The 25,659-nt window shown below is 30.6% G+C and carries 19 protein-coding genes; 11 read left to right on the top strand and 8 right to left on the bottom strand.

Going from position 1 to position 25,659, the window contains the following annotated elements; translation table 11 throughout:
• The first annotated feature begins 24 nt into the window (after positions 1–24).
• Both EI427_RS12710 and EI427_RS12705 read left to right on the top strand, forming a co-directional pair.
• Positions 25–645 carry a response regulator transcription factor gene (locus EI427_RS12710; RefSeq protein ID WP_126615198.1) on the top strand — a complete coding sequence of 207 codons (621 nt, stop codon included), beginning with the start codon at positions 25–27 and terminating at the stop codon, positions 643–645.
• Between the two features lie 52 nt (positions 646–697).
• The gene (locus EI427_RS12705) at positions 698–2,563 is read left to right on the top strand and encodes a sensor histidine kinase (protein WP_170178458.1); all 1,866 of its coding nucleotides are present in this window, start codon (positions 698–700) and stop codon (positions 2,561–2,563) included.
• A 67-nt stretch (positions 2,564–2,630) separates the two neighbouring features.
• Here EI427_RS12705 and EI427_RS12700 read toward each other — a convergent pair whose 3' ends face one another.
• Entirely contained in the window at positions 2,631–3,914 is a 1,284-nt protein-coding gene (locus EI427_RS12700; RefSeq protein ID WP_126615194.1) for a DEAD/DEAH box helicase, read from the bottom strand.
• 684 nt (positions 3,915–4,598) lie between these two features.
• On the opposite strand from EI427_RS12700, the gene htpG reads away from it, so the two are divergent.
• The 3 genes from htpG (at position 4,599) to EI427_RS12685 (ending at position 7,608) form a co-directional block, all read left to right on the top strand.
• Positions 4,599–6,473 (top strand): molecular chaperone HtpG, encoded by a 1,875-nt coding sequence (htpG, locus tag EI427_RS12695; RefSeq protein WP_126615192.1) that lies wholly within the window; start codon positions 4,599–4,601, stop codon positions 6,471–6,473.
• 172 nt (positions 6,474–6,645) lie between these two features.
• On the top strand, positions 6,646–7,134 hold the full coding sequence (locus tag EI427_RS12690) for a TlpA family protein disulfide reductase (RefSeq protein ID WP_126615190.1): 489 nt from the start codon (positions 6,646–6,648) through the stop codon (positions 7,132–7,134).
• A gap of 57 nt (positions 7,135–7,191) precedes the next feature.
• Positions 7,192–7,608: a secondary thiamine-phosphate synthase enzyme YjbQ gene (locus tag EI427_RS12685; protein WP_126615188.1), complete on the top strand. Its 417-nt coding sequence runs from the start codon at positions 7,192–7,194 to the stop codon at positions 7,606–7,608.
• Here EI427_RS12685 and EI427_RS12680 read toward each other — a convergent pair.
• From EI427_RS12680 to EI427_RS12670, 3 genes are all read right to left on the bottom strand, one after another.
• Positions 7,595–9,298: an AsmA family protein gene (locus EI427_RS12680; protein ID WP_126615186.1), complete on the bottom strand. Its 1,704-nt coding sequence runs from the start codon at positions 9,296–9,298 to the stop codon at positions 7,595–7,597. The genes EI427_RS12685 and EI427_RS12680 overlap by 14 nt on opposite strands.
• 94 nt (positions 9,299–9,392) lie before the next feature.
• On the bottom strand, positions 9,393–10,352 hold the full coding sequence (locus EI427_RS12675; RefSeq protein WP_126615184.1) for a YeiH family protein: 960 nt from the start codon (positions 10,350–10,352) through the stop codon (positions 9,393–9,395).
• A gap of 74 nt (positions 10,353–10,426) precedes the next feature.
• Complete coding sequence (locus EI427_RS12670; protein WP_126615182.1) at positions 10,427–11,320, bottom strand: LysR substrate-binding domain-containing protein; 894 nt, start codon at positions 11,318–11,320, stop codon at positions 10,427–10,429.
• Between the two features lie 232 nt (positions 11,321–11,552).
• Here EI427_RS12670 and EI427_RS12665 point away from each other — a divergent pair, with 232 nt between their 5' ends.
• Together EI427_RS12665 and EI427_RS12660 are read left to right on the top strand one after the other, a co-directional pair.
• Positions 11,553–11,930, top strand: a complete 378-nt coding sequence (locus EI427_RS12665) for an arsenate reductase family protein (protein WP_126615180.1) — start codon at positions 11,553–11,555, stop codon at positions 11,928–11,930.
• Positions 11,931–11,985: 55 nt separating this feature from the next.
• On the top strand, positions 11,986–13,110 hold the full coding sequence (locus tag EI427_RS12660) for a DegT/DnrJ/EryC1/StrS family aminotransferase (protein ID WP_126615178.1): 1,125 nt from the start codon (positions 11,986–11,988) through the stop codon (positions 13,108–13,110).
• Here EI427_RS12660 and EI427_RS12655 read toward each other — a convergent pair.
• The 3 genes from EI427_RS12655 to EI427_RS12645 form a co-directional block, all read right to left on the bottom strand.
• Positions 13,075–13,785: a DUF2490 domain-containing protein gene (locus EI427_RS12655; RefSeq protein ID WP_170178457.1), complete on the bottom strand. Its 711-nt coding sequence runs from the start codon at positions 13,783–13,785 to the stop codon at positions 13,075–13,077. The two genes, EI427_RS12660 and EI427_RS12655, sit on opposite strands and share 36 nt — an antisense overlap.
• Before the next feature lie 82 nt (positions 13,786–13,867).
• Complete coding sequence (locus EI427_RS12650; protein ID WP_126615174.1) at positions 13,868–14,518, bottom strand: hypothetical protein; 651 nt, start codon at positions 14,516–14,518, stop codon at positions 13,868–13,870.
• Positions 14,519–14,705: 187 nt separating this feature from the next.
• On the bottom strand, positions 14,706–16,703 hold the full coding sequence (locus tag EI427_RS12645; RefSeq protein ID WP_126615172.1) for an alpha-amylase family glycosyl hydrolase: 1,998 nt from the start codon (positions 16,701–16,703) through the stop codon (positions 14,706–14,708).
• A gap of 276 nt (positions 16,704–16,979) precedes the next feature.
• Here EI427_RS12645 and EI427_RS12640 point away from each other — a divergent pair, with 276 nt between their 5' ends.
• Both EI427_RS12640 and EI427_RS12635 read left to right on the top strand, forming a co-directional pair.
• A complete protein-coding gene (locus tag EI427_RS12640) occupies positions 16,980–19,406 on the top strand; it encodes an ATP-binding protein (protein ID WP_126615170.1) in 2,427 nt (808 codons plus the stop codon).
• Between the two features lie 117 nt (positions 19,407–19,523).
• Complete coding sequence (locus EI427_RS12635) at positions 19,524–22,442, top strand: helix-turn-helix and ligand-binding sensor domain-containing protein (RefSeq protein ID WP_126615168.1); 2,919 nt, start codon at positions 19,524–19,526, stop codon at positions 22,440–22,442.
• A 74-nt stretch (positions 22,443–22,516) separates the two neighbouring features.
• Here the strand turns inward: EI427_RS12635 and EI427_RS12630 are convergent, their stop codons facing one another.
• Positions 22,517–23,608, bottom strand: a complete 1,092-nt coding sequence (locus EI427_RS12630) for an AMP-binding protein (RefSeq protein WP_126615166.1) — start codon at positions 23,606–23,608, stop codon at positions 22,517–22,519.
• 94 nt (positions 23,609–23,702) lie between these two features.
• On the opposite strand from EI427_RS12630, the gene EI427_RS12625 reads away from it, so the two are divergent.
• Entirely contained in the window at positions 23,703–25,274 is a 1,572-nt protein-coding gene (locus EI427_RS12625) for a toxin-antitoxin system YwqK family antitoxin (RefSeq protein ID WP_126615164.1), read from the top strand.
• A 16-nt stretch (positions 25,275–25,290) separates the two neighbouring features.
• Complete coding sequence (locus EI427_RS12620) at positions 25,291–25,596, top strand: RNA-binding S4 domain-containing protein (protein ID WP_126615162.1); 306 nt, start codon at positions 25,291–25,293, stop codon at positions 25,594–25,596.
• Positions 25,597–25,659 lie beyond the last annotated feature (63 nt).

The raw sequence follows: 25,659 nt of genomic DNA, 5'->3' as shown, positions 1-25,659 counted from the left end.
TAAAAAACGACTTACCTACTCACTATGTATTCTATTAATATATTAATTGTCGATGACCATATATTATTTAGTATGGGCATTGAACAACTAATAAAAAAACACTTTACCGCCGAAGTACAATCTATTTCCAATCCTGAAGAGGCATTAAAACTTCCATTAGGGATATTTGATATCATTTTAATTGATATGGAAATGCCACAGATGAAAGGTTTTGAATTTATTGAAAGGGCTCAGAAAAAACTTATAGGTAGATCTACCAAGTTTCTTATTGTAACTATGCACGATAAACCCTCTATTATTAAAAAAACAATAGAGCAGAAAATAAATGGTTACATTCTTAAAGATGATAATGCAAAAGAGTTTGTAAAGGCAATTGATTATCTACAAAATAATGGAACATATTTTTCTAAAAGAATTAAAAGTATCCTAGAATTTTCTACTGCAGAGAATGAAGTTTTTCTATCGCCAAGAGAAGAAGATATTTTAAAGCTGGTAGCCAAGGGTAGAAGTAATGCTGATATTGCCGACGAGCTTTTTATCAGTACAGAAACGGTTAAAACACACAATAGAAATATTAAATCAAAATTGAATATTGAAAATAGAGCAGATTTAGTAAAATATGCCATCGATAATTTATTAGTCTAGATTTTTAGATAAACTATTTTGTATTTCTTTTAATGATATCTATTTTTAGTCCTTGACGTTATTATTCAATAAGCAACCAAGTAACTATCATAAACTATCTATGCTTTTCTATTGTCGTTTATTAATTCTTGTATTACTATTCTATTCCAATTATTCTTTTGGTTTTTTAATTACAGCTGACAGTCAGCAGGTTATAAATTGTACAGAAGAGGTGCAAATTTATGCAGATGAAGCCCCTTTAATAATTAATGAGATTCCATATTTCCCAAATTTATGGATTAACCAATCAATTAGTGGTTTATCAAACGGTCCTTTTAATAAAGGGAAGTGGTGTAAATTAACGATAGAAAGTAGTGTAGCGGTTGATAAAATTCTTTGTTTCAAATATACTCTCATTCCAGTTTTTAAATTATGGATAGAATCAAATAAAAAGGATTTAGAAATCATTAATGCGGGCACAAAATCCGACTTCCACCAAGAAGAAAATAATTATAATTTTAGAGGGTATTCTATTCCTTTGAGTTTTGAGGCTGGAGAAAAAAAAGAAGTATATTATTTTATGAATGGTGAAGGTTGGCCTACACATACTGACATATTTTTATATGAAAGTAAAACCTTCAATAACAATGTACATAATGAGCGAGAAGTAATAAATACTTTACGAATTATAGTTTTAGTTTTCCTAACCTTGGGGTTAATAATTGGCATTTTCACAAAGAAAAAAGTATTTATATATTATGCCATATCGTTTTATGGAGGATTACTTTTTGCTGAAAGTGAATTAGGTTTCTTCTTAAAATATATACCCATAGAATTAGAACAATTAAATTATGTAATTAGGCATATTGCTAACATGGTATACGTTACATTTCTAATGTATTTCTATTATTACATTTCAGATAAAGACCAAAGCTTTAGAAAAGTATTAATTTGGATAACACCAGGAATTTTTACTTATACAATTATTACAACACTGCTACTAGTATATATATCTAATTACATTGTTGTAGCTTCTATTTTTACAAGTATTGTTCTTTTATCATGGATTAGTTTTGGATTGTGCTTTTATGTATTATTAAAACAATGGAATAAAAATAATAGGCTTGCAAAATATACATTCATCGTTTTTATTTCTAGGCTTTTTGTAATTGCAATCTTTGTTTCTTTACCTCATATGGGAATAATAGAGAGGTCTAACTTTACAGATTACCTTTATTATATTTTTATTACATATGAGTCGCTGTCTTATTTTGCACTTTTAATTAATCATTTATTAAAAGTATATGAAGAACATAATTCATTATTAATATCTCAAAAAAATTACGAAAAAGAATATTCCCAAGCAATACTAAGAGGGCAAGAAGAAGAAAGAAATAGAATAGGCAGAGAATTGCATGACTATGTAGGAGGCAATCTTGCCTTAGTAAACAAATCGGATGATTTAGGAGATAGAGAAATTAAAGAAATTATTTCAAAAACGATAAAAGTAGTCCGAGATATGAGTCATGGATTGATATCTCCTACACTAAATTCTATTAATTTTAAAGAAGCTATATTGGATTTAGGAACTAGGTATAATAATGGAAATATGCGTGTGTACCTGCAGTTTCACTCATGGCCAGAAAGTGATAAATCAGAAAACTTAAACCATTGTTATAGGATAACACAAGAGTTGCTTACAAACGCTAAGAAGCATAGTAATGCAACATCAATCTATTTGCAGTTTTTTGGAGAAAAGAATTCGACTATAGGACGTGTCATATACGAAGACAACGGAATAGGTTTTGACATGAAAAAAATAAATGAAGGAATTGGCCTGAAAAACATTAAGTACCGTTCGAATGCAATTGGAGGAGACATTACAATAGAGTCTTCTGTTTATGGAACATTTATCCGGATCGAAGATATTAATTTGTGAAAAAAAGGTTACTACTTTAATTAAGTAATAACCTTTCTTTGAGTAAGCCTAAATTAAGATTTTAGTATTATCTTCTTCTTGCTTTACTTCTATTATTACTACCACTACCATTGCCACCACCAGAAGAATTATTTCTACTTTTCTTAGGAGCACCTTTTGGTTTACCTCTTTGACCTTGTTTTTGTTTCTTGGCGGTAGATTTAGCAATGTCACTTTCTTTTTCTTGCATAGGAAAAGAATGATCTCTTACTTCTGGTATTCTTTTACCAATTAATTTTTCGATAGCCTTAACATCTTTAAGTTCAGAACCATCTGCAAATGTATAAGCTACGCCTTCTTCACCAGCACGCCCAGATCTACCAATTCTATGTACATAAGTTTCTGGAGTATCAGAAACCTCGAAATTGATTACAAATTTTAATTGGCTAATATCTATTCCTCTAGCTGCAATATCAGTAGCTACAAGTACTCTAATTTTTTTGTCTTTAAAGTTAGATAACGCTCTTTGTCTTGCAGTCTGCGATTTGTTACCGTGAATTGCTTCAGCTTTTATTCCTTTATCACTTAAAGTACCAGCAATATGGTTTGCACCTCTTTTAGTACGAGTAAATATTAGAATTGAATCCATAGCTTCGTCTTCTAACACTTTAAGCAGTAAATTTTTCTTATTACGCTTATCAACATAATAAATAAACTGATCAATAGTTTCTGCAGTTGAAGAAACCGGAGTAACCTCTACTTTTTTAGGGTTTGTAAGAATCCTGTTAGAGATTTGTACAATACTATCTGGCATAGTTGCAGAGAAAAATAATGATTGTCTTTTTTCAGGAAGAACTTTCAATATTTTTTTTATGTCATGGATAAAACCCATATCTAACATTCTGTCAGCTTCATCTAGAACAAAAATTTCTAAATGTGACAGTGATATAAATTTTTGTTGCATTAAATCTAATAAACGACCAGGGGTAGCTATTAGAACGTCAACACCTTGTTTTAATTTTTTTACTTGTTTTTCTTGAGATACACCACCAAAAATAACAAGCTGCTTTAAATTATTATTCTCATTATACTCACTAAAGCTTTCTCCAATTTGTAAAGCTAATTCTCTAGTAGGAGTTAAAATTAAAGTTCTAATTTTATTTCCCTTTTTAGGATTCTGAGAAAGACGCTGAATAATTGGGATACAGAAAGCGGCAGTTTTACCCGTTCCTGTTTGTGCACATCCTTGTAAATCACGACCTTCTAAAATAAAAGGAATAGATTTTTCTTGAATAGGAGTTGGTGTTGTATATCCACGAGTTTCAAGTGCTTCAAGGATAGATGGCATTACGCCAAGGGATTCAAATGTCATATAATGATTATAAAAGTTACTTATGAAAGACAAAGCTAATAGGTATTAATGAATAAATTTCAGATTTATTGAAAACATATTCAATTCATTAATACCTATTGGGAAGATATTGTACTTATAGAGACTATTTGATTAAAAATCAAAATGATATGCAAGAAAAAAGCTGTCGAAATGTTCGACAGCCTTTCATTATGATGTGTGACTACTTATACAATTTTGAAGGCAAGATCAATTTCTGATCTTACGACATTTTAAAAATACTCTTAATAATCTGTAGGGAAATAAATAATACAGGAATGTATTATTCTGTCTAAACATTAATGAGAAAATATAATCTCGAGATGTATTGATTAGTTAAATTTATGCCCGTTAGATATATGTTTATTAGAGAGTTTTTAAATTAGTTTAGAAATAAGATTTTAACTTATTTCTATTTTCAATACTATAATTCCAATTATAATGGTTGAAATTACTATTGCAAATCTATACTATTTTTTCTTGAAACCCAATAGAAAACCATTTGAATCTAAATTACAAGGTAATAACTGACATTTCGACAGATTAAACTGACAAAAAAACTATTTTTTCGGTATGGTATGCAATTTGGAAATAGTGATGAAGCTGAATTGGTAGAATATATCAATTAGCTTTTAAAAGTAATTTATTAAACTAAATATAGATAAAATGGCGTCAAAAGGTTCTATTTCAGTGAATACTGAAAATATCTTTCCGATAATTAAAAAATTCTTGTATTCTGATCACGATATATTTTTACGTGAATTAGTAGCAAACGCAGTAGATGCAACACAGAAACTTCAAAAGTTAGCATCTATGGGAGAGTTCAACGGAGAATTAGGTGATCTAACAATCCAAGTTGATGTAGATAAAGAAGCAAAAACAATCTCTATTACTGACAGAGGTCTTGGTATGACCGAAGAAGAGGTTGAAAAATATATTAATCAAGTAGCATTTTCTGGAGCAACAGAATTTGTTGAGAAATTTAAAGATGTAGATACATCAACTATCATTGGTAAATTCGGTTTAGGTTTCTATTCTGCATTTATGGTTGCTGATAATGTTGATGTTATCACTAAATCTTTTAAAGATGAACCAGCTGTTAAATGGGAATGTGATGGCTCTACAACTTACGAAATCACTCCATCTGACAAAACTGAAAGAGGAACTACTATTGTTCTTCATGTAAACGAAGATTCTGAAGAATTTGTAGACGAGCAACGTTTACGTCAGATCTTAGATCGTTACTCTAAATTTATGCCTATTCCAATTCAAGTAGGTGTTGATAAGAGAACAGAAAAAGAAGGTGAAGGCGATGATGCTAAAGATGTGGAAATTGTAGAACCACATATCATCAATAAAAACGAACCTTTATGGACTAAAGATCCTAAAACATTAACAGATGAGGACTACTTAAACTTCTACAAGGAGTTGTACCCAATGTCTGAAGAGCCTTTATTCTGGATTCACTTAAATGTAGATTATCCATTCGAATTAACTGGTATTCTTTACTTCCCTAAAGTAAGCGAAGATATCACTCCTCATAAAGATAAAATTCAATTGTACTCTCGTCAGGTATTTATTACTGACAATGTAGAGGAAATCATGCCTGAGTTTTTACGCTTAATGCATGGTGTAATTGATTCTCCAGATATTCCATTGAACGTTTCTCGTTCTTACTTACAATCTGATGCTAACGTTAAGAAAATTTCTAGCTACGTTACACGTAAAGTAAGTGATAGATTGAGCAGCTTGTTCAAAAACGATCGTGAGAACTATGAGAAGAAATGGGAAAGCATTGGTCTATTCGTAAAATACGGAATGATGACTGATGACAAGTTCTTTGATAAAGCGAAAAAATTCTGTCTATTTGAAAACATCGATGGAAAGAAATTTACGCTTGAAGAATACAAAGAGCACATTGCTTCTAACCAAGTTGATAAGGATGGTAAATCAGTATTCTTATATGCTTCGGATCAAGGTACACAAGATACTTACATCCAAGCAGCTAAGAAAAAAGGTTATGATGTCTTGAAAATGGACACTATGATTGATAATCACTTTGTTAGCAACACTGAGCATAAGTTCGAAAATGTTACAATGAAGCGTATCGATTCTGATACTGTAAACAACTTGATTGAAACAGATGAGAAAAATGAGTCAGTTTTAACAGAAGATGAAACTAAGAATTTAGTAGATATCTTTAAAAGAGCATTAAACAACGACAAATTAGAGCCTAAAGTTGAAGCTATGACAGCTGATGAACTTCCGGTAATGATTACTAAGCCTGAGTTTATGCGTAGAATGGAAGAAATGTCAGCTATGCAAGGTGGCATGGGTGGTATGTTCGGAGGTTTCCCTGGCGGAGATACTGTAACTATTAACGGTAACAGTGAACTTGTAGGAAGAATCTTGAAAGAAGAAAATACAGATGCTCAAGATAAATTGGTAAAACATGCTTACGATTTAGCAAAACTATCTCAAGGTAACTTGAAAGGTGCTGATCTTACTGCATTTATAAACCGTTCTTTAGATATCATCTAGTATAGCAATATACAAATGATTATGAAAGGTCGATAGGTTTTAACTTATCGGCCTTTTTTTTGCATCTAATATTTTAGGAAAAATAGACACATAGTAAGGAATTATATCCTATAGTTTTAGAAATCCATTTAGCATCTTTACATTGAACATTAATTTTATAAATACACTCATTATGAAAAAGAAATTAATCCTCCCAGTTTTAGGGGCAATCATCACATTAGTATTAGCAAGTTTTACATTTTTACCAACTAATGATAAAGAGCTATATACTTTTAAAGATTTGAACGGTAAAGAAGTAGACTTTACACAATTTGAAGGTAAATACGTTTACATAGATGTTTGGGCATCTTGGTGTGGACCTTGTTTAAGAGAGATTCCTTCTTTACAAAGTTTAGAGAAAAAACACCATGGTAAAGATGTAGTTTTTGTGAGTTTATCTGTTGATCAAGATACAGAAGCATGGAAAAAAATGGTGACTAAAAAAGCATTAGAAGGTAATCAATTTCACTTTGCAGACAATAATAATTTTGTTCAAAAGTTCAATATTCAATCTATACCTAGATTTATTTTATTAGATAAAAAAGGTAAAGTAAAAGAGGCTGATGCTCCAAGACCATCAAGCCCAGAAATTGAAACGTTATTTGAAAAATTAGGGATTTAGTAATCAAAATGAAGCTGTATTTTAATAGATACAGCTTTTTTTATTTTATAAATAGGAATGGTTATTCAAAAAGAAATTCAACTAAAGCCTTACTCAAGAGGTTATCATATTATTACAGAGGAAGTATTTTCTAAAATCCCAGAAATTAAAGGGTATACGGGTATTTTACAGGTGTTTATAAAACATACTTCTGCATCACTTACTATAAACGAAAATGCAGACCCATCTGTAAGAACAGATTTTGAAAGTCATTTTAATAGAGTACACCCAGAAAATGCTCCTTATTATGAACATACCTATGAAGGCGCAGATGATATGCCTGCTCATTTAAAAACAGCAACTCTAGGCACATCAGTTTCTATTCCAATTAGTAATGGGAGACCTCTACTAGGTACTTGGCAAGGTATATACCTAGGTGAGCATAGAAATAGAGGAGGAGCAAGGTCTCTAGTAATTACATTTATTGGTGAGTAGATTTTTTACGTTGCTTGTACTCTTTCCTTTCATCTGGAGGCAACTGTGCATAAGAACCTATTACAGAGGTTGTAGCTCCAGATAAGATAGTATGTATTAGATAATGGATTGGAGATTTATAGGTCACTCTCTTAAAATATAAAGGGGCATGTCTAGCTCTTTTATCATCCCAATTATTTTTATAAGCAACAATATTATTAGCAGCAAAACCAGCTAAAGATTCTACAAAACTAACTTTCATGTCATTTTTACCGGTTACTTTCAGTTTTAAATCATTGTAAAAGAAATCTAAATTACCTCTGCCAATATCATTATTTAGCGTTAAATTAAAATTTATTTTTTTCGAATACCCTCTCTGAAATAGAACACCTAGATTGTTATGAGTAAAAGTATTTAATGCAACAAGAGGAAATTTTGATATGTGACCATCTGCTTTTAAAAACCAATTGGAGGTAGTATCTAAAGAGATAGATGATTTTAAATAAGCTGGGTACTTGCCTAGGAAATTAAATTTTAAATCAATATCGATTGGAGAATTACTGGTTGAATTAATATTATGAATACTACCATCAATTTTAGTTAAGCGAAGTATACCAGGGTGGTCTGCATCTTTACTTTTCTCTCTATAAGAAATTGCACTTTGATTTATATTGATAGTGTCAATTTGTATATCAATTTTCATTCTCTTGAGTAGTCTATTGGGCAATTCCTTATATTTTGAAGTATCTTCTTTATAATTTTTATCTCTGTAGATATCGTAGTTTAATTGATGTACAGAAATTTTATTCAGTGCAATCATATCTTTATTAAAAAGATGTTTGGTTTTAAAACCAGATCCCTTTAGCTCCTCAATTTCTAATGTCATTTTATCAGTTTGGTTACCTGATATATCAAAGAATACTTTGTCTGAATAAAGAGGATGTAGTTTAAACTTAGAGAGTGTAATAAAATCATTTTGATTATTAATCACTAGACTATCAAATTTATACCCATATAGACTGCCATCTTTTCGCATAAATGTAGGCCCACAAGAGAACAAAAAGGTTTTAATATTGATAATCTTATTGATATTATTTTCATCAAGATTAAATTCAATTCCTTCAATTAAAAAATTCTGTTCGGAGTGAAATATATGTTTATGCTGATTGTTTTTATCTACAGCATATCCATTAAATTCTGTATTAGTAATTTCTATAGATGATATACCAATAGTAGATAATCTCTTACTTAGAACATCAAATTTAGGGATAGGAGAGTGCTTTGTAGTCGTCTTTTTAGTAGTTCCTTTTTTAGCTTGATAAGCCCAAAAATATTGAATATTGGGATGTATTATTCTTATGTGCTCAAGGTTTACTTCTCCTAAAATAGCACTAGTAAAGATATTCTTGAATTGAATACTAAGTGTATCAACAGAGCCATTGATCCAATTATTATTATTATCAGTAATATTAGGAATAATAGTAATTCCAATTGCTTTAATTTTACTTGCTGACCAATTGATATCAAAATCTTGAAAATTGACAAAATATCCTTTGCCTTTCTTTCCTATTGCAATCTCCTTTAAAGTATCTGTAGCTAATTTTTCTAATCTATAAGTACCAAACCTAATAGCTAAAAATATAACAATAGGTAATAGTACTAGGGTAAGAGAACCAATGATAATATTCTTTTTAGTATGGGATATATTCATATAAATGGGTATTAGGTGATATATAAAAATAATAAAAAAAACCTTTGAATAATTATTTATCCAAAGGTTCTTTAAAAGAAATAGTATTCTTTTTTTACTTAAATATATGCAATACTGCAATTAAAGATACTACAGAAGCACAACACCAAAGTATAATACCTTGGTACATTGGTTTAGTACCTACATGTTTCACGCTATCTAAATCTAATGTACAACCAATTGTAAATAATGATAATGCCAAACCTTTATGAGCAATAAAATTACAGAAAGGAGCAATTACATGCGTACTAGGAAAGTATGAATTGATGAGCATCGCAATCACAAAACCTAAAATAAATGTAGGCATTGTTTTAAAATTAATTTTACCAGATTGACTAAAGGCTGCAATTAATGAGATTGGAACAATCCATAAAGCTCTTGTTAATTTAACTGTTGTCGCAATTTTTAATGCTTCTTCTCCATAGGCTTGTGCAGCACCCACTACAGCACTAGTATCATGAATAGCCAATGCTGCCCACCAACCAAATTGGTTTTGCGACATATCTAAATAGTTACCAACTATAGGGAAGAGAACTAATGCCACAGCGTTTAAAATAAAGACTGTTCCCATAGCTACAGAAATCTGTCTTTCGTCTGCTTTTAATGCTGGAGCCATTGCAGCAATAGCACTACCACCACATATTGCAGTACCAGAAGCGATAAGTCTATAAATTGTTTTATCTAGCCCAAACTTTCTACCTAAAATTCCTCCTAGAGTTAAAGTTAAAGCAATACTTGTAAAGGTAATTAAAGATCCTTCAGAACCTGTTTTTATAGCATCAGTAGCGTTTAAGCCAAAACCTAAAAAGACTACAGACCATTTTAAAAGACTACTACTAATTTTTTTATTTAATTGTTGGTTGGGTAATTTAAAGAAAATAGCAAAGAAAATACCGCTAAATAATGCAGCAGCTGTAGATACCCAAGGAGTTAATGTTAGTAAGGCTAAAGTTATATAAACAACTTTATTTATAGTTGGATTAGATTTAATATTTTGAATCGATATATTATTCATAAATTTTAATTTTTGATTGTATACAAATGTGATCAAAAATTAGATGAATAATGATTCATAAAAGTAATATACTATTACCTTTTGTTATAATGAAGCATAGTATAGTCCATAAATTTGTTACCTAAGCCTATAGAGCCACCTTCTCTTATAACAAAATGCAATTTTCTGTTCATCTCAAAATTTTCAATATCTATTATTTGAAGTTGGTCTCTATTCAATTCATCAAGAATAGAGTAAATAGATAAAATAGCATAGTTAGGAGAAGATGCGATGTAGCGTTTAATACTTTCAGTAGTGTCTAATTCAATAATTATATTTAAATCATTAATAGAAAGAGCTTCATCTTTTAAAGCATATTCAATAATTTTCCTTGTTCCACTTCCTTGTTCTCTCATAACTATTGGTTTAGAGAAAATATCTTTAAGCTCTATTGTTTGTAGCTTATTAAACTTTGATGATGCAACTAATACTAGTTCATCGTTCAAAAATGGAATATATTTTAACCCTCCTCTATGTGGAGAACCTTCAATCATTCCAATATCTATTTTATCTTCTATAAGCCAGTTTTCAATAGCTTCTGTATTTCCACTTTTGATTTCAACTTTGGCATCTTTTACTTTTTGTTGAAATTCCGCAATCACACTAGGTATAATATATTGAGCAATTGTAGTACTAGCCCCAATACGAATTGTACCCCCTTGATGATCTTTTAAAGCATCCATTTCAAAAGTTAGTTGCCTTTCTAAGCTGAAAATCTTTTCGCAGTAAGCTTTTAATATTTCACCAGCTTGTGTTAAATGGATAATAACCCCCTTTCTTTCAAGTAATGGGAGTTGATACTCTTCTTCTAAAGCTCTAACATGTTTAGTAACAGCAGGTTGTGAAATACCGAGTACTTCAGAAGCTTTTGTAAAACTCTGACGTTGAACGACTTCGTAGAAAACATGTAATCTAAAATGTGATTTCATTTTTTGCTTTAGGTTTGATTTTTCACTAAATTAATAGACGGAATGAATTAAATATACACTAGATGTGTATTAGTTGCTAACATTTTTCCACTATTAATAATCCAAAAAACGATACAGTATTAAAAAGTATGATAATTATCAGCAATTCATGATGATGAAGATTTCGATAATTAGAAGCATTTATTACTAAATTATGATATAATAATATACCTGTATCCAATAAACTACCACCATGTCACTATCAATAACTAAAAGGCCTGTTATCCTTTATGACAGTTCTTGTCCGAAACAAAGTAAATTTGCAAAAGATGTAAATTTAAAAATTGCAGATCTCAGAGAAATAGAAGTAAATGCTTGTCCAATATCGGAACGATTACTTGTCGGCATTCTAGAAAAAATGAGAGTAAAACCATCGTCTGTATTGATTAATGAGAAATCACCTTGGTATAGATGCTTTTCTGATGATTTTAATGAAATGAATGATGTTGTTCTAGTAAGAACATTAGTAGATTTTCCATCATTATTAAAAACACCAATTGTAATACTTGATGAACAGGTATTTGTGGATCCGAAAGAAGAGTATCTACCTGTTGAAGAATTAGCCTACTAATTTCTTTAGAAATATAAGAAAAGGTATTATCTATACATTTATTAAAAATAAATATATGATAGTACCTTTTTTGTCTTTAGATAGTATCCATGCCTCAATTAAACAGGAAGTATTATCTGCAATTGAAGAAGTTTATTCTGCTAATAGTTTTATTTTAGGAGAGGAGCTAAATACGTTTGAGAAGCAATACGCTAAAGCAACAGAAGTAAACTATTGTGTAGGTGTAGGAAATGGGCTAGATGCTCTGAAAATTGCATTATTAGCACTTGATATTAATGAAGGAGATGAGGTAATTATTACTGCAAATACATTTTTTGCCACGTTACAAGCTGTGGTATTAGTTGGTGCAAAACCTGTTCTTGTAGATGTAAATCAAAAAGATGGTTTAATAAATTGTGAATTATTAGAAAAGAGTATTACAGCAAAGACAAAAGCAATTATACCAGTTCATATGTATGGTAATGTTGTGGATTTATCATCAATATTAAAAATGATTGAAGGGAAAGAAATTTATCTTATTGAAGATAACGCCCAAGCTCATTTAGCAACTTATAATAAACAATTTACGGGTAGTTTTGGTCATCTTAATGCAACAAGCTTTTACCCAGGTAAGAATCTAGGAGCACTTGGTGATGGGGGTGCAATAACTACAAATAATCAATTGTTAGCAGATAAATGTAAAGCAATTAGAAATTATGGTTCTTCTGAAAAGTATTATCATGATGTACTAGGGCTAAACTCAAGGTTAGATAATTTACAAGCTGCTGTACTATCAGTAAAATTAAAATATTTATCTGGTTGGACAGAAGAACGGAAAAGGTTGGCTGCTTTATATTCTAAAGAATTATTGGGGGTAGGTGATATTAGGCTGTTTGAAATTGAAGAATGTGTAGAACCAGCCTATCACTTATTTACAATCTTAACGGAACATAGAGACGAACTAGCAACATTTTTGAAAGAAAAGAATATTCAAACTATTATTCATTATCCCGTTCCAATACATTTACAAAAGTCTGTAGCTTATTTAGGATATAAAAAAGGCGATTTCCCCATTTCAGAAAAAATCGCCAATACTATTTTGAGCTTACCTCTTTTTGTAGGTCTAAGTAATGAAGAACTAAAATATGTGGTAGCACAAACTAAATTATTTTTTAGTGTGAATAACCTGCTTAACGCATAATCTTAAAACATCTGCATGGTAGATAGATCCTTGCTGATATTTAAAGCTATCTTCCCTAATATATTGAGCTTCTAAAGCAAGGTTATCATTTATTTTTTTATTGATTACAGCATATGCTCTATGTTTATTTACAAAGGCATTTGTAGATTTATCGTTAAAATTGATAAACATTTCACCTCCAATACCAAAAGTCCAAGAGTTGATTGCTTTTCTTATCATGTAAGAATACCTTAATCTATTTTTCTGATCTTTTCCTTTAATCAGTTCGTCTTCTATAGTGGTGGTTAAAAATTGCTCCTCAAACCTAGCTCTTTGTGTAAAAAACCAAGATTTATTTCTGCTAATATAGTGCTTGCCAATTATATCTTGATTAGGACGGATTTCTGATACATTAGCTCCTTCAGGATCGAAAACATAGAAATATCCCATCCCTATTCTTACAGAAAAGTTTTTATTGATTTTATACTTAACCCCGGAACGAGCTTGTATTCTATTTGCTGTTAAATCAAACTGATGTAGATAGGCTGCATCGGTATCAACACTCCATTTCTTATTTAGCTTAATAGAATTAAAATAATGTAACCATAATCTCTTATCATCTGATATTTGAGCAATAGATACATCAGAAATTAAGAAGCAATAAATTGCTATCGATATTTTTAAAATTTTTTTCAATGTTCGCCACTTGTTATTTATCACACATATGTGTAAAGATACAAGAGAAGGGACATTAAACAGTCTTTATGAATACATTTAATTAGAAACTTTTACCAAAAGCTACCCCAAAACTCCACGTATCGTATACATTTCCTTTAATGTCGTAAGAGAAATTTGGAGAGATACACCATTCTCCAGGTAATTCAAATTCTTTTTCAATCATAAATTTACAAACAGCAAAGTTTTGATTTTTCTCTAACTCAATACCAGGACCTACACCAACATTCCATCCTTTAATAGGACTGTAGAATAACATTAATGCACCAACATATGCATACTCTCTTTCTAGTTCTTCAGTTCCTCCATTCTCTCCATGTCCTTCACCGGGAACTTCAATCATGTATTGTGCAATTTCCATATCGTTTACTAACCCGATAGAGAATTTTTTAGAGATCCTAAAAGTATAATCAAGTCCAAAACTAGGTACTAACAATCCTTCGTGGGAAGAAATTTCTTGAGGAATAAAAGCATATCCTAAATAGAACGAAACTTTATGTCTTTTCATTTTTTCATGCTCCCCATCATGCTCTAGACCTTCTACATGGTGTTCTTTTTTAGTATAGTTGTCTTTATAACTTTCTACATATTGATTGTGATTTACTGTTTCTTTTACTTCTTGAGCAAATACATTTGAAGTTGTTAATGCTAAAAACGAGCAAATAATTAATAGTTGCACTTTTACAAATTTCATATCATTAATATTAAAATACTTTTTTCATTTTGGTGCAAACTATAGTTTAATGTCAAACTTTATAAATATTTTTTGATAATGATATTTAACTAATTTTTATAATATTTAATGGGTTAATTTTTAAGTAAAAAAAAGACTGTGCATTGTTAAATACACAGTCTAAATAAGTATATGATCGAATTGATACTTAGATCAATTTTCTAATTTCAATTATTAAACATTGGCCAGCTTCTAAAGTTGCAGACATCCAATTATCAACAAATTTATACTCTTTCTTTCCTGCAAAATCCCAATAAGCACCATTGTTAGTACCTGGAATATTTAAGAAAAAGTCTTGAGAATTATTGTAATCTGTATTAGCAACTACAAGAAGAGAATGTTCTGGGTGCCACGGATCAAAACGTTCAAAAGCAATAACACTTTCAAAAGCAGTTTCTGGGTAATGAATTGTCATAGACTCTTCATTGCCACGTAAGTGATCATTGTTCAATAACCAACCAAAGTGATTGTAAATGTTATTGATATATTTAATATACCCTATTAAGTTGTGATCGTTGTTCCAACGCAAAGCAGATTTATAGAACAACGGTAATCTTTGTTGGCTATAAAAATCTGTTTCTGATTGTAAGAAATTTAAACCAGTATTAACGGGCCATTCTTCTAAAAGCTCAAAACCTTGATGTATAAAAGGAATAGAGTTAGGTAAGAACTTATTTAAAACATAAGTAACCTTACAATGTGGTTCTCCACCACGCATCATAGCTCTAGGCGTATTGTGCGTTTCTGGTGTACCATAATATGGCAAGGCAAGGTAATCATTAGAATCTTCGACAATTCTTTGTATACCTTGGCGTTTATCACGAGAAGTAACTCTCCATTCGTGGCCTAGTACAGCATTAAAACCTGCATTTCTACTTTTCTGAGTAACATCAAAGTTTTCTTCACAGAAAGCAAAATCTCTATCATTTCTGCGTGCTCCATCAATTATCTCTTCCATAAGAGGTTGAGGTAAAGCATGTCCCATATCAATCATAACTCCATCAATACCAAATGATTGGTAGTGAGGTATAACACCACTTATTTTATCCCATAAAGGTCTATTTACGTGTGTTGGTTGAGCTAATTCAGGATTGTAAAAACGTATAGTATCGTATGCAATGTAATTATAATCATTTGGTTCATGATCATAAGGAAAATTGTACATACGTAAATACGTAACATCAGACCATGCTGGTTGAATATCATCTGGTGGCCAATCTGCAAAAGCACCAGGAATAATTAATTCACCTTCATCAGTATAAGCTACAAACTTTCCGTCTTCAATTTTAATTTGTTCTGGAGTAGGTGGCTTTTTAAATAAAGAACGGTATTCTCTACTTGGTGCAAAGTGATATCCTCCACCTTCAGGAATTTGCTTAATTGCAGCTAATTCATTGGCAGGGAATTCAGGGCTATGGTATTCATGAGCTCTTTTTCTATCTATCCAATAGAACCACTCAGGGTTTATTTTTACCCAATCTCCTCCTAAAGAAGATGTACGTAAAACAAACTCCATAATAACACGCATTCCCATCATGTGAGCAGCTTCAACAAAAGCTTCGAACTGCTCTTCTACAGTAAAAGGAATAAGTGGATCTGCTAAATTGGGATCAAGTTTATATTGATCTTTAATAGCATATGGAGAACCTAAATCTCCTCTGTTACCGTCTTCACCAATACTAGTAAGAGGTAACATATATACAGTATTACAGCCTAAGTCTCTTATGTACTTAAGCATAGAAATACATTTTAATAATGTTCCAGTCTCTCTAAATCCATTATCGCTACTTGTAATGTCCATTCTATTTCCAGAACCAACATGACCGTTGTTATCGTGGTCGTATGCGGTTGTTAAGCGTGGAAATAAATTATAGAAACTAGATACGTAAGTCCAATCACCACCGTAACCGTGTACTTCGTTTCTTAATTGAGAAAGGGAATGATTATAGTTGACATTTCTATCTGTAGGAGCAGTGATTTCTTGAATCGACTCCTTGAAGAACGTCATTGGGTTTGTTTTTACGGGATAGGAAGCGCCTTGTTCCTGCCCTAGCCATAATGAAGGCACATAATAATCTCTAGTTTCTTTGGCTTCATTTGCTTCTAAGAAATCAAGGATTTTGAGTAGCTTTGAATCTTTTTTCATACTTATTATTTCAAAACGTTTGTACTGAAATAGAACTTATATTGACAGTGTGTTATCTAATCTACAATTTTCTTAGTTAATTCACCGAACTAAAAATGCATCATTTTGTTAACAAATGATTGCAACCCGTTTCGATCCATATTTTTAATAACATTTTTATGTTATTTGCAATAATTCGTAAAAAAAACTTAACAAGGTGGTCATTGGTAAAATTGCAATGTAACTTTGTGAGTAACTGAATATAATGGCCAATAATATTAATATCATCTTTAAGAATTGAATTCACAATCAAGATCTATATGGTGGGTAATAACCCTCACTACCTTTTGTTTCTTAATAATAGGATATAAAGTCTATGAAAACGGCGGAAGTAACTCTAGAAAATTAGCATTCGAGGTTACTAAAGAACGTGCGGTTAGATATGGAGAAACTATCGAGTCTAGATTACAAACCTTATTGAGCGAAATGAGGTTGATAAGTAATACTATGCAAATTATTGCTGAAGACCAGGGGAATACAGATGAAATCCTTGAGGGACTTCTAGATAATACTGTTATACAATATACTAATATTGAATATATGTGGATGGTACTTGTAGATAGTAATTCTACAGACAATGCCTTTTACAATCCTATATTTTATGATAATGAATCTATGAACGCAGATGGAGCAATTAATCATGAAATAAAAAAAGGAACATTAGACTGGAACGAGTTCTTCTTGAAAGAAAGAATCTTGGCATCAAGAGAGTCTTTTGTAACGTTACCGAAGCATATACAGAATGGTAGTAATAATTTATTTGCTGTACATGTAGTATTGCCTTTCTTTTCTGAAAGTGATAAATTTATTGGAGCAGTTGGTTCTGCAATTCGCTTATCATTTTTTCAAAACTTTATAAAAGATACTGATGGAGATGATAAAAGATATGTATGTATTGCCGCTCCAAATGGTCAGATAGTAGGTTCTGTAAACCCTTCTGATATTGGAAAGAATGATGGTATTCCTGCTTACTTATTTGCATCATTAAGAAACGATCAAAAGGTAAGTAGAATAGTAGAAAACAGCGAAACCGACGAAAGCTACTATGAAATGTTGTTTCCTATTAAAATTCAAGGAATGACAGAACCTTGGGTTATTACTACTAGAGTACCACTTGAGGCTGTATTAAGAAGCTCAATTCAGTCGCGTAATTTTACAATGGCATTGGTATTCTTGTTATGGGTAATCATTACTTCATCTTTAACATTTATGGTAAGTAAATGGAAAAGTGAATTAGGACAACGTAAAGTTGTTGTTGAAGAATATAAGAAGACCAATGAACTATTAAGAAATATATTAGACAACTCAGACCATATCATGATGTATACTTTAGATCGTGATAAACGTTTACTGAGTTGTAATAATAAGTTTATGAAAATAACAGAAATGCTTACAGGTGTCCGTCTAGAAAAAGGCGTCTATTTGTTAGATATTTTTGATAGTATAAAAGAGAACAACAAGAATATTTTTGAAAGAGAATATTTTGATCGTTGTATAAAAGGAGAAGACTTAGTAGTTGTAGATAAATTTAAAGGGTACTATTTCGAACAGTTTTTTAACCCGTTTAGAAATACTCAAGGAGAAATTATTGGTGTAACAAGTTTCTTGGTTGATGTTACAGAATTAAAAGATGCACAGAAGCAACTAGAAGTGCATAAAAACCATCTAGAACTTTTAGTAGAGAAAAGAACGAAGCACATTGAACGTCAGAATGAAGCTTTAAGAACTCAGTCTGAGAAATTAAGAGTTGCACATGATGAAATCAGAGAGTCTAATTTAACGCTCGAACACAAGAATGACGAGATTGCATCAAAAAATATTGCAATGCACGATTCTCTAATGGATACGGAAAGTGCTTTATCTCAACTAAAAGAGATGCAAGATCAACTTGTTAGCTCAGAAAAATTAGCCTCGATTGGACAATTGACAGCAGGTATTGCTCATGAAATTAATAACCCAATAAATTTTGTGGCGAATAATGTTCTTCCTCTAAAAGATGATATAGAAGATTTGATTCAAGCTTTTAATGAACTCAAGAAGTTTGTAAAACAAGAAACGATAAATGAGATTGAAGAAAATTACGATATCACGTTTGTAATTCAAGAAATAAACGATCTCTTAAAAGGTGTTGAAGAAGGAGCAAATAGAACTACTCAAATTGTAATGGACTTGAAAACTTTTGCAAGAATGGACTCCGCTCAATTTAAAGAAGCCAATCTTGAAGAAGGTATTGATACCTCTCTCACACTTTTAAATAATAAACTTAAAAACAGAGTAGAAGTCCATAAAGACTATGGAAATATCCCATTGGTTAACTGTAATGAGAGTAAAGTTAACCAAGTATTTATGAACATTCTTAACAACGCGGAACAAGCTATTAAAGGTGAAGGAAACTTATCTATAAAAACTTGGAGCGATGAGAAGATGGTCTACATAAGAATCACTGATGATGGTGGTGGAATGGATAAAGAAACTGTAAATAAAATCTTTGATCCTTTCTTTACAACCAAACCAGTGGGGTTAGGTACAGGATTAGGCATGTCTATTTCGTTTGGTATTATTCAAGATCATAAAGGTGATATTAAAGTTGATTCAGAGGTAGGAAAAGGTACTTCGTTCACAATTATATTACCGATCATAGGGCCTCAGAAAATAGAGGAGTAATATAATTGTTGATAACTTTCTGATATAAAGTGATAAAATCAGAAAGTTATCAACAATTGTGTATTTGTAAACAAATCTGATTGTTTATATTTTAGTAAATTCTTTTAAGCTAAGAATATGAAGCGATTATTAACTATTGTATTTATTATCTCTCTACTAATTGTTGGTAAATATTCTATTTATGCACAATCATCAAATTTTATATATTATCCTGTTGATGCTAGCCTAATATCAGGACAACTAAAAGCAATAAACAATACTGGTGATGGAATACTTTGGGGCGCTTCTGATAATGGGGTCATGCGTTTTAATGGAGAATCAACAAAATATTTCCCTTCTGCTTTTTCTAGTAATTATATTAAGTCTTTTACCAAAGAGAAGAATGGCGACATATTAGTTGTTCATGATCTAGGTGTAGGTAAAATTATTTCAAAGGGAAATAATTATCAGTTTGAAGACTTTATTGAAGGCACACATGAATTTGATAGAAATAAATTATTCTATCCTAAAAGTATTTTTGCAACAAATAATAAGGAATATTGGATAGGAGAAGATTCTTCTATTGTACTTTATAAAAAGGGGCAATCTTTAAAGAGATACCACCTTAAATTACGTTCTCAATCTCCACACTACGTACGGTCTATTTTATTTGATGTTGATGGTTTTAAAAACCCTTGGGTCTTTAGTTTTTCTGGTAATATTTTTAGATATGACAAAGAAAAAGATAGATTTTTATCTATCAGATTACCAATTGATATTAATGAGATTTCGTGGGTAAAAAAGAATGGCTTTAAATCATTTTTTGTGGGATGTAAACAAGGACTATTCGAAATGGAAGTAAATCGATTAGGTCAGTTAATCAAATGGAAGAAAAGAGTCAATTTACCTGATATTTCTGTAGGAGAAATCCTTTCAAAAAATAAATTAATTCTAGGTACATGGAATAATGGAGCTTACTTTGTTGATTTACTTGAAAATCACTCTACCTATAGTAAAATTAATCTACAAGGTAACGAAGATGTATTGTCAATAGACTATCAACAAGGAAAAGGTATTTGGATTGGTAGTACAGAGAGTATTGGTTTACTCAAAGAGATACCCTTTAATAGATTAGACTTACTTAATAACCATGTGCTAGTAGAAAGTGCATATATAGCTAAAGATGGCTCATTACTTTTTTCTGAGGGTGATAGTGTTCGTCAGTTTATCAAAAAAGAGGAGAAATGGAGACAACAACATGTTTATTCATTTCCTGATCGTATTAGATCAATTGGTGAATTTGAAGGACAGTTGGTTTTTGGTAGTTATGTTGGAGATATCTTTTTTGTTTCTCCAAATTCTAATAATTATACAAAACTAGAGGGAATTAAATTCACACAGTCTATAACATCATTTTTTGTAGACGATGAAAATAATTTATGGATTACTGGAGAGTATCAAGATGGAATTTATAAATACACAAAAGAGCATAAACTTTCATACTTATCAAGTGATAATTTAAAAGATGTTCAAGTTATCAAAGGTATTGCTGATGGGGCTTTCTATGTAGGAACAGCTCATAAAGGTTATTTATTACAACGTTATAATTATACAGATCAGCTGTTTGAAAACCTCAAATTAAAATTTCCAAGAACAGTAAGAGAAGATATTATTATCAGAGATATATTAATTGATGCCGAAAATGTATTCTTAGCAACTTCTGATGGTTGCTTTTCTTTTGTTAGAGGTACTTCTTCTTCTATTAGTTTAAAGGAAATATCGGCTTTAGGTTTAGAAAAAAATGCCAATTTAAAAGCTATTTCAAGAGCAAATAATATTTTGTGGCTTGCTTCTTTTAAAGGTGTATATAGAATAGAAAATGGTAAAGCTCAACTATTCGATAAGACAAATGGTTTACCTTCTAATGCAATTAAAATTGGTGGTTTAGTAAAAGACAATCAAAAGGAACTTTGGATTGTAACAGAAAAAGGATTGTTATTTTATTCGGAAGATAAATCACTACCAAAAGCTACAGAAATACAATCTATAAAAGTTGTTTATTCTGGTAATAATGGAGAGAAAAAAATATGGGACTCAACAACAGAAATTCCTTATTCTTCTAATGTGGAGATTAGTTACTCATCTCATTCTTTTCCTTTAATCAATACGAGGTACCAATACCGTATTCTTTCTCAAGATACCATTTGGTCAGAAATGGAAAATACGGGTAAGATTAGTATTTTAAATGTTGAAGGAGGGAATTATACAATTGAAGTTAGATCGCAAGAAAAAGGCAAATTAATTAGTGCTATTTCTTCTATTACATTTAATGTAATTACACCTTGGTTCAGACAGTTATGGTTTTATATAACAGTAGTAGTTTGTTCTATTTTTCTACTTTTTATAGCGATAAGACTTTATAATAAAAATCTAAGAGCGAAAGGGAAAAGGTTAGAATACCTTGTTGAAATGAGAGCAAAAGAAATAGCTACTCAACGGACACAAATAATGGAGCAGCAACAAGATCTTTTTAATAAAAAGCAAAGAATTATTGAGAATGAAAAATCTATTGCTGAAGTAGAATTAAAGAACTCTCAATGGAGAGAAGAACAGTTACAAGAGATTATTGATCAGAAGAATGGTAGATTAACTGCTGTTACTTTAAATATTGTAGAGAAAAATAATTTCCTACATACCTTACAAGACCAAATAAAAAAGACTGTAAACAACCATCCTGAATTAGCAACATCACTTAATAAATTAAATAAGACGATAGAACAAAGTGATAAAACAGACAAAGATTGGGAAGAATTTCAATTGTATTTTGATGGTATTCACACCGATTTTAATCAAAAATTAAAAGAAAATCACCCTAATTTAACAGCACATGATCTTAGGCATTGTGCATTGATAAGATTGAATTTAGGGTTATATGAATGTGCTAATCTTTTAGGTATCTCTCAAGATAGTATCAAAACATCACGTTATCGCTTAAAGAAAAAATTGGTATTAGAAAGTAGTCAGAACCTTCAAGACTATATATTATCCTTTAAATAAATTTTAGTAGGAAAGTAACTATTTTTCTAAATAATCAATAGAGTTATAAACAGCTGTAATAACACTAATCTTCATTATTGAGTTTCTAAGAATTTATTGATAGTTTCTTTCCTTCTAACTTTCATTGTGTCTGTTTTTATAAAACTACCAATAGAATGAATCTGTTTTGGTACTTCAAATTTACCTACTTTTTTAGAAAGATTTTGGAGAAGTGTTTTTTGATCATCAATAGTTAAACTAATTCCTTCAATAAATAAAATTGCTTGTTCCCCTAATAAGGAATGTGGAATGCCTCCTATAAATAAACTTACAGAAGAGTACCCCATATCGGATAGTATTTTTAAGATATGAGTTTCAACTTTTTCTGCTTGTATTTTAACACCTCCAGAATTAATTATATTATCTGCTCTTCCTAACCATTCAAACGATGTTGAACTGTGTAATTTTACCACATCATTAGTTTGTACTTTTTTATAGTCAGACATTGGGGCTATAATATTCAGACAATTGCGTTCATCTACATTTATTGAGACCCCATCTAGTGTATGATATAAACCATCAGTTGTATAGCTAATTTTTTTAAGTGCAATATGAGAGACCGTCTCAGTCATGCCATAAGTCATATAGATAGCGGTATGATGTAGGTTTTGCTGAATTGAATTACTTAAAAGGTTACTAATAGGTGCACCTCCAATAATAATTTTCTTTACTTTTTGTATTTGCTCCAATTCATTGTCAATTGATGATTGGACTTGTAAAGGAACCATTGCAATAAAATCAAATTCGATATCTCTAGGAACTTTACTAAATGGGTGAGAAGTAGGTGGTATAATCCATGTATTTAGTTTAAATTCTAAAGCTCTTACGAGCATCATTCTACCTCCAATGTATTCTGTATTTATACAGATTAATGCCTTATCATTTTCTTGTATTGCTAATATTTTGGCAGTTGCTTTTGCACTAGCTTCCATCTGACTTCTTTTTACAAGTATAGCTTTAGGCATTCCGGTAGAACCCGATGACTGCATGGTAAATTCTTCTTTACCATTTAACCATTCAAAACAGAAAATTAGAACATTATCAATATATTCCTCTCCATACATTTGAAAGTTTCCATTGCGTAGATCATTGATTTTGAATTCCTTTCCAGCGATATGTAAATACATAAAGAATCGATTTAAATCTTAAAAACTTACTACTTAGTTGTCATTGTAGGAATGATAATTGATCTTTGTACCTTAGAATAATGATATATACCTAATGAATACAAAAATTAAGACACTCAAATATACATTTCTAATTAGTCTGTTTACTATTTTTTCTTTATCAGCTTTTGCTCAAACAAAAAATAGAACAGTTATCAAAACATTTTATGATGATTGGGCAGGGATTGTTGCCGAAGAGTTTTATGTAATTGATGGCGATTCAAATAGAATTGATGGAGAATATAAAAGGTACTTTCCCGGTAGTGACAATTTAATTGTGAAATCACATTATAAGGATGGAGAGTTAAATGGAATATTTCAAGAATTCTTTGAGAACGGTCAGGTTCATTTTATAACCCATTACAAGAACGGAATCCAATCTGGAAAATATACCTCTTTTTATGTAGAAGGTATGAAAAAGACGGAAGCACATTTTAAAAATGATGTGATGGTTGGTACGATGAAAAAGTATTATCAATCTGGAGAAATTCAGTTAGAACATAATACCAAAACTAATATGTGGACAGAGTATTACCCTTCGGGAATTGTAATGTCGAAATCACAAATGTTAGGTGAAAAGCGTAATGGAATTACTGAAGTATTTGATGAAAAAGGAAATCTTGTTCAAAAAGGGAATTACCTCGATGGTTTAATTGATGGAAGCTATACAACTTATTATGCATCAAGTGGTAAAACAAAGAAAGAAAGCCTATTTATAAATGGAGTTCTAGAGGGAGAATCAAAAGAATATTTTGAAGATGGAACACTAAAACTTTTAATTCCTTTTCAGCATAACCTAGAACATGGGTTAAGAAAAGAATATTATAGAAATTCAAAATTGATGTCTGAAGTAAAAATGATTGAAGGTAAGAATACTGGAAATTATAAAAATTATTACGAATCAGGTCAATTAAAAGCTGAAATGATTACGGCTTTAGGTAAAGAGCAAAAAGGGATATTTAGAGAGTTTAATGAAAGTGGAACTCTTTTAAAAGAAGGGCATATGCAATCTGGTAAAATGCATGGTATTACTAAAGTATTTTACGATAATGGTAATTTGAAGGAGTTTTTTAATTATCAAAAAGGACTGAAAAAGGGCGAACAAAAAACGTTCTTTACTGATGGTGAAACGTTGGAGATTTTAGAGGTTTATGCTAAAAATCCTTCAGCTTATACATTTAAAGAATTTTTTGATACCAAAGTATTGAAAGTAGAAGGACAGTATGCTAAAAAGTTAAAATCAGGAACTTGGAAAACATATTATTCTGATGGAAAAGTTAAAACCAAGAAGCAATACAGTAATGGTTTTGAAGAAGGTGAGGCTTTTATTTATAATCATGATGGTATTATTCTAACAAAAGAACGATATAGAAAAGGACGCCTTGTTGGAATTAGAATAGAATATTTTGAAGATGGTAAAACTACTTTGAAAGAAACACCTTATGATAAAGGCTATATTTATGGAGTTGTAAAACAATACTATGATAATGGTCAGTTAAGAGCTTCAGGGAAACAATACAAAGACAAGAAATTAAATTCTTGGAAATATTTTGATAAAAATGGAGTATTGGAGAGAGAAGAAATTTATGAGAAAGGCACTCTATTAGAAGTTAAGTATCCAAATTAATTTAACCTAAAATGAGATGAGAATAGATAAATATTTATGGTGCGTTAGAGTTTTTAAAACGAGATCTCTAGCCACAGATGCTTGTAAAAAAGAAGAAGTACTTTTAAACGGAAAAATGCCAAAACCTTCTCAAAAAGTAACAGAAAGGGATGTAATTGATGTGAAAAAAACACCAATTTGGAGAAAATATAAAGTACTAAAAGTTATTGATAAACGAGTTGGAGCATCTTTAGTAGAAGAAAACTTAGAAGAGATTACCGTAAAAGAAGAACTCGACAAATTAAATGAATATATAGAAGAAAAAAGATTCTATTTAAAATAAAATACATTAAAAAAGAGGTACTCATGTGGGTACCTCTTTGTTTATATAACGAATTATTTTTAT

The sequence above is a fragment of the Flammeovirga pectinis genome, from assembly GCF_003970675.1.
GTDB lineage: Bacteria > Bacteroidota > Bacteroidia > Cytophagales > Flammeovirgaceae > Flammeovirga > Flammeovirga pectinis.
Note: the sequence above shows the minus strand (reverse complement) of the source record. Positions and strands in the feature narration are given on the sequence as shown.

Bases quoted from the DNA above. Each gene is read 5' to 3' on its own strand.
- EI427_RS12710 (WP_126615198.1), top strand. From the start codon at position 25: ATGTATTCTATTAATATATTAATTGTCGATGACCATATATTATTTAGT.
- EI427_RS12625 (WP_126615164.1), top strand. From the start codon at position 23,703: ATGAATACAAAAATTAAGACACTCAAATATACATTTCTAATTAGTCTG.
- EI427_RS12635 (WP_126615168.1), top strand. From the start codon at position 19,524: ATGAAGCGATTATTAACTATTGTATTTATTATCTCTCTACTAATTGTT.
- EI427_RS12700 (WP_126615194.1), bottom strand. From the start codon at position 3,914: ATGACATTTGAATCCCTTGGCGTAATGCCATCTATCCTTGAAGCACTT.
- EI427_RS12670 (WP_126615182.1), bottom strand. From the start codon at position 11,320: ATGAAATCACATTTTAGATTACATGTTTTCTACGAAGTCGTTCAACGT.
- EI427_RS12660 (WP_126615178.1), top strand. From the start codon at position 11,986: ATGATAGTACCTTTTTTGTCTTTAGATAGTATCCATGCCTCAATTAAA.
- htpG (WP_126615192.1), top strand. From the start codon at position 4,599: ATGGCGTCAAAAGGTTCTATTTCAGTGAATACTGAAAATATCTTTCCG.
- EI427_RS12665 (WP_126615180.1), top strand. From the start codon at position 11,553: ATGTCACTATCAATAACTAAAAGGCCTGTTATCCTTTATGACAGTTCT.
- EI427_RS12620 (WP_126615162.1), top strand. From the start codon at position 25,291: ATGAGAATAGATAAATATTTATGGTGCGTTAGAGTTTTTAAAACGAGA.
- EI427_RS12630 (WP_126615166.1), bottom strand. From the start codon at position 23,608: ATGTATTTACATATCGCTGGAAAGGAATTCAAAATCAATGATCTACGC.
- EI427_RS12645 (WP_126615172.1), bottom strand. From the start codon at position 16,703: ATGAAAAAAGATTCAAAGCTACTCAAAATCCTTGATTTCTTAGAAGCA.
- EI427_RS12675 (WP_126615184.1), bottom strand. From the start codon at position 10,352: ATGAATAATATATCGATTCAAAATATTAAATCTAATCCAACTATAAAT.
- EI427_RS12650 (WP_126615174.1), bottom strand. From the start codon at position 14,518: ATGAAATTTGTAAAAGTGCAACTATTAATTATTTGCTCGTTTTTAGCA.
- EI427_RS12680 (WP_126615186.1), bottom strand. From the start codon at position 9,298: ATGAATATATCCCATACTAAAAAGAATATTATCATTGGTTCTCTTACC.
- EI427_RS12685 (WP_126615188.1), top strand. From the start codon at position 7,192: ATGGTTATTCAAAAAGAAATTCAACTAAAGCCTTACTCAAGAGGTTAT.
- EI427_RS12690 (WP_126615190.1), top strand. From the start codon at position 6,646: ATGAAAAAGAAATTAATCCTCCCAGTTTTAGGGGCAATCATCACATTA.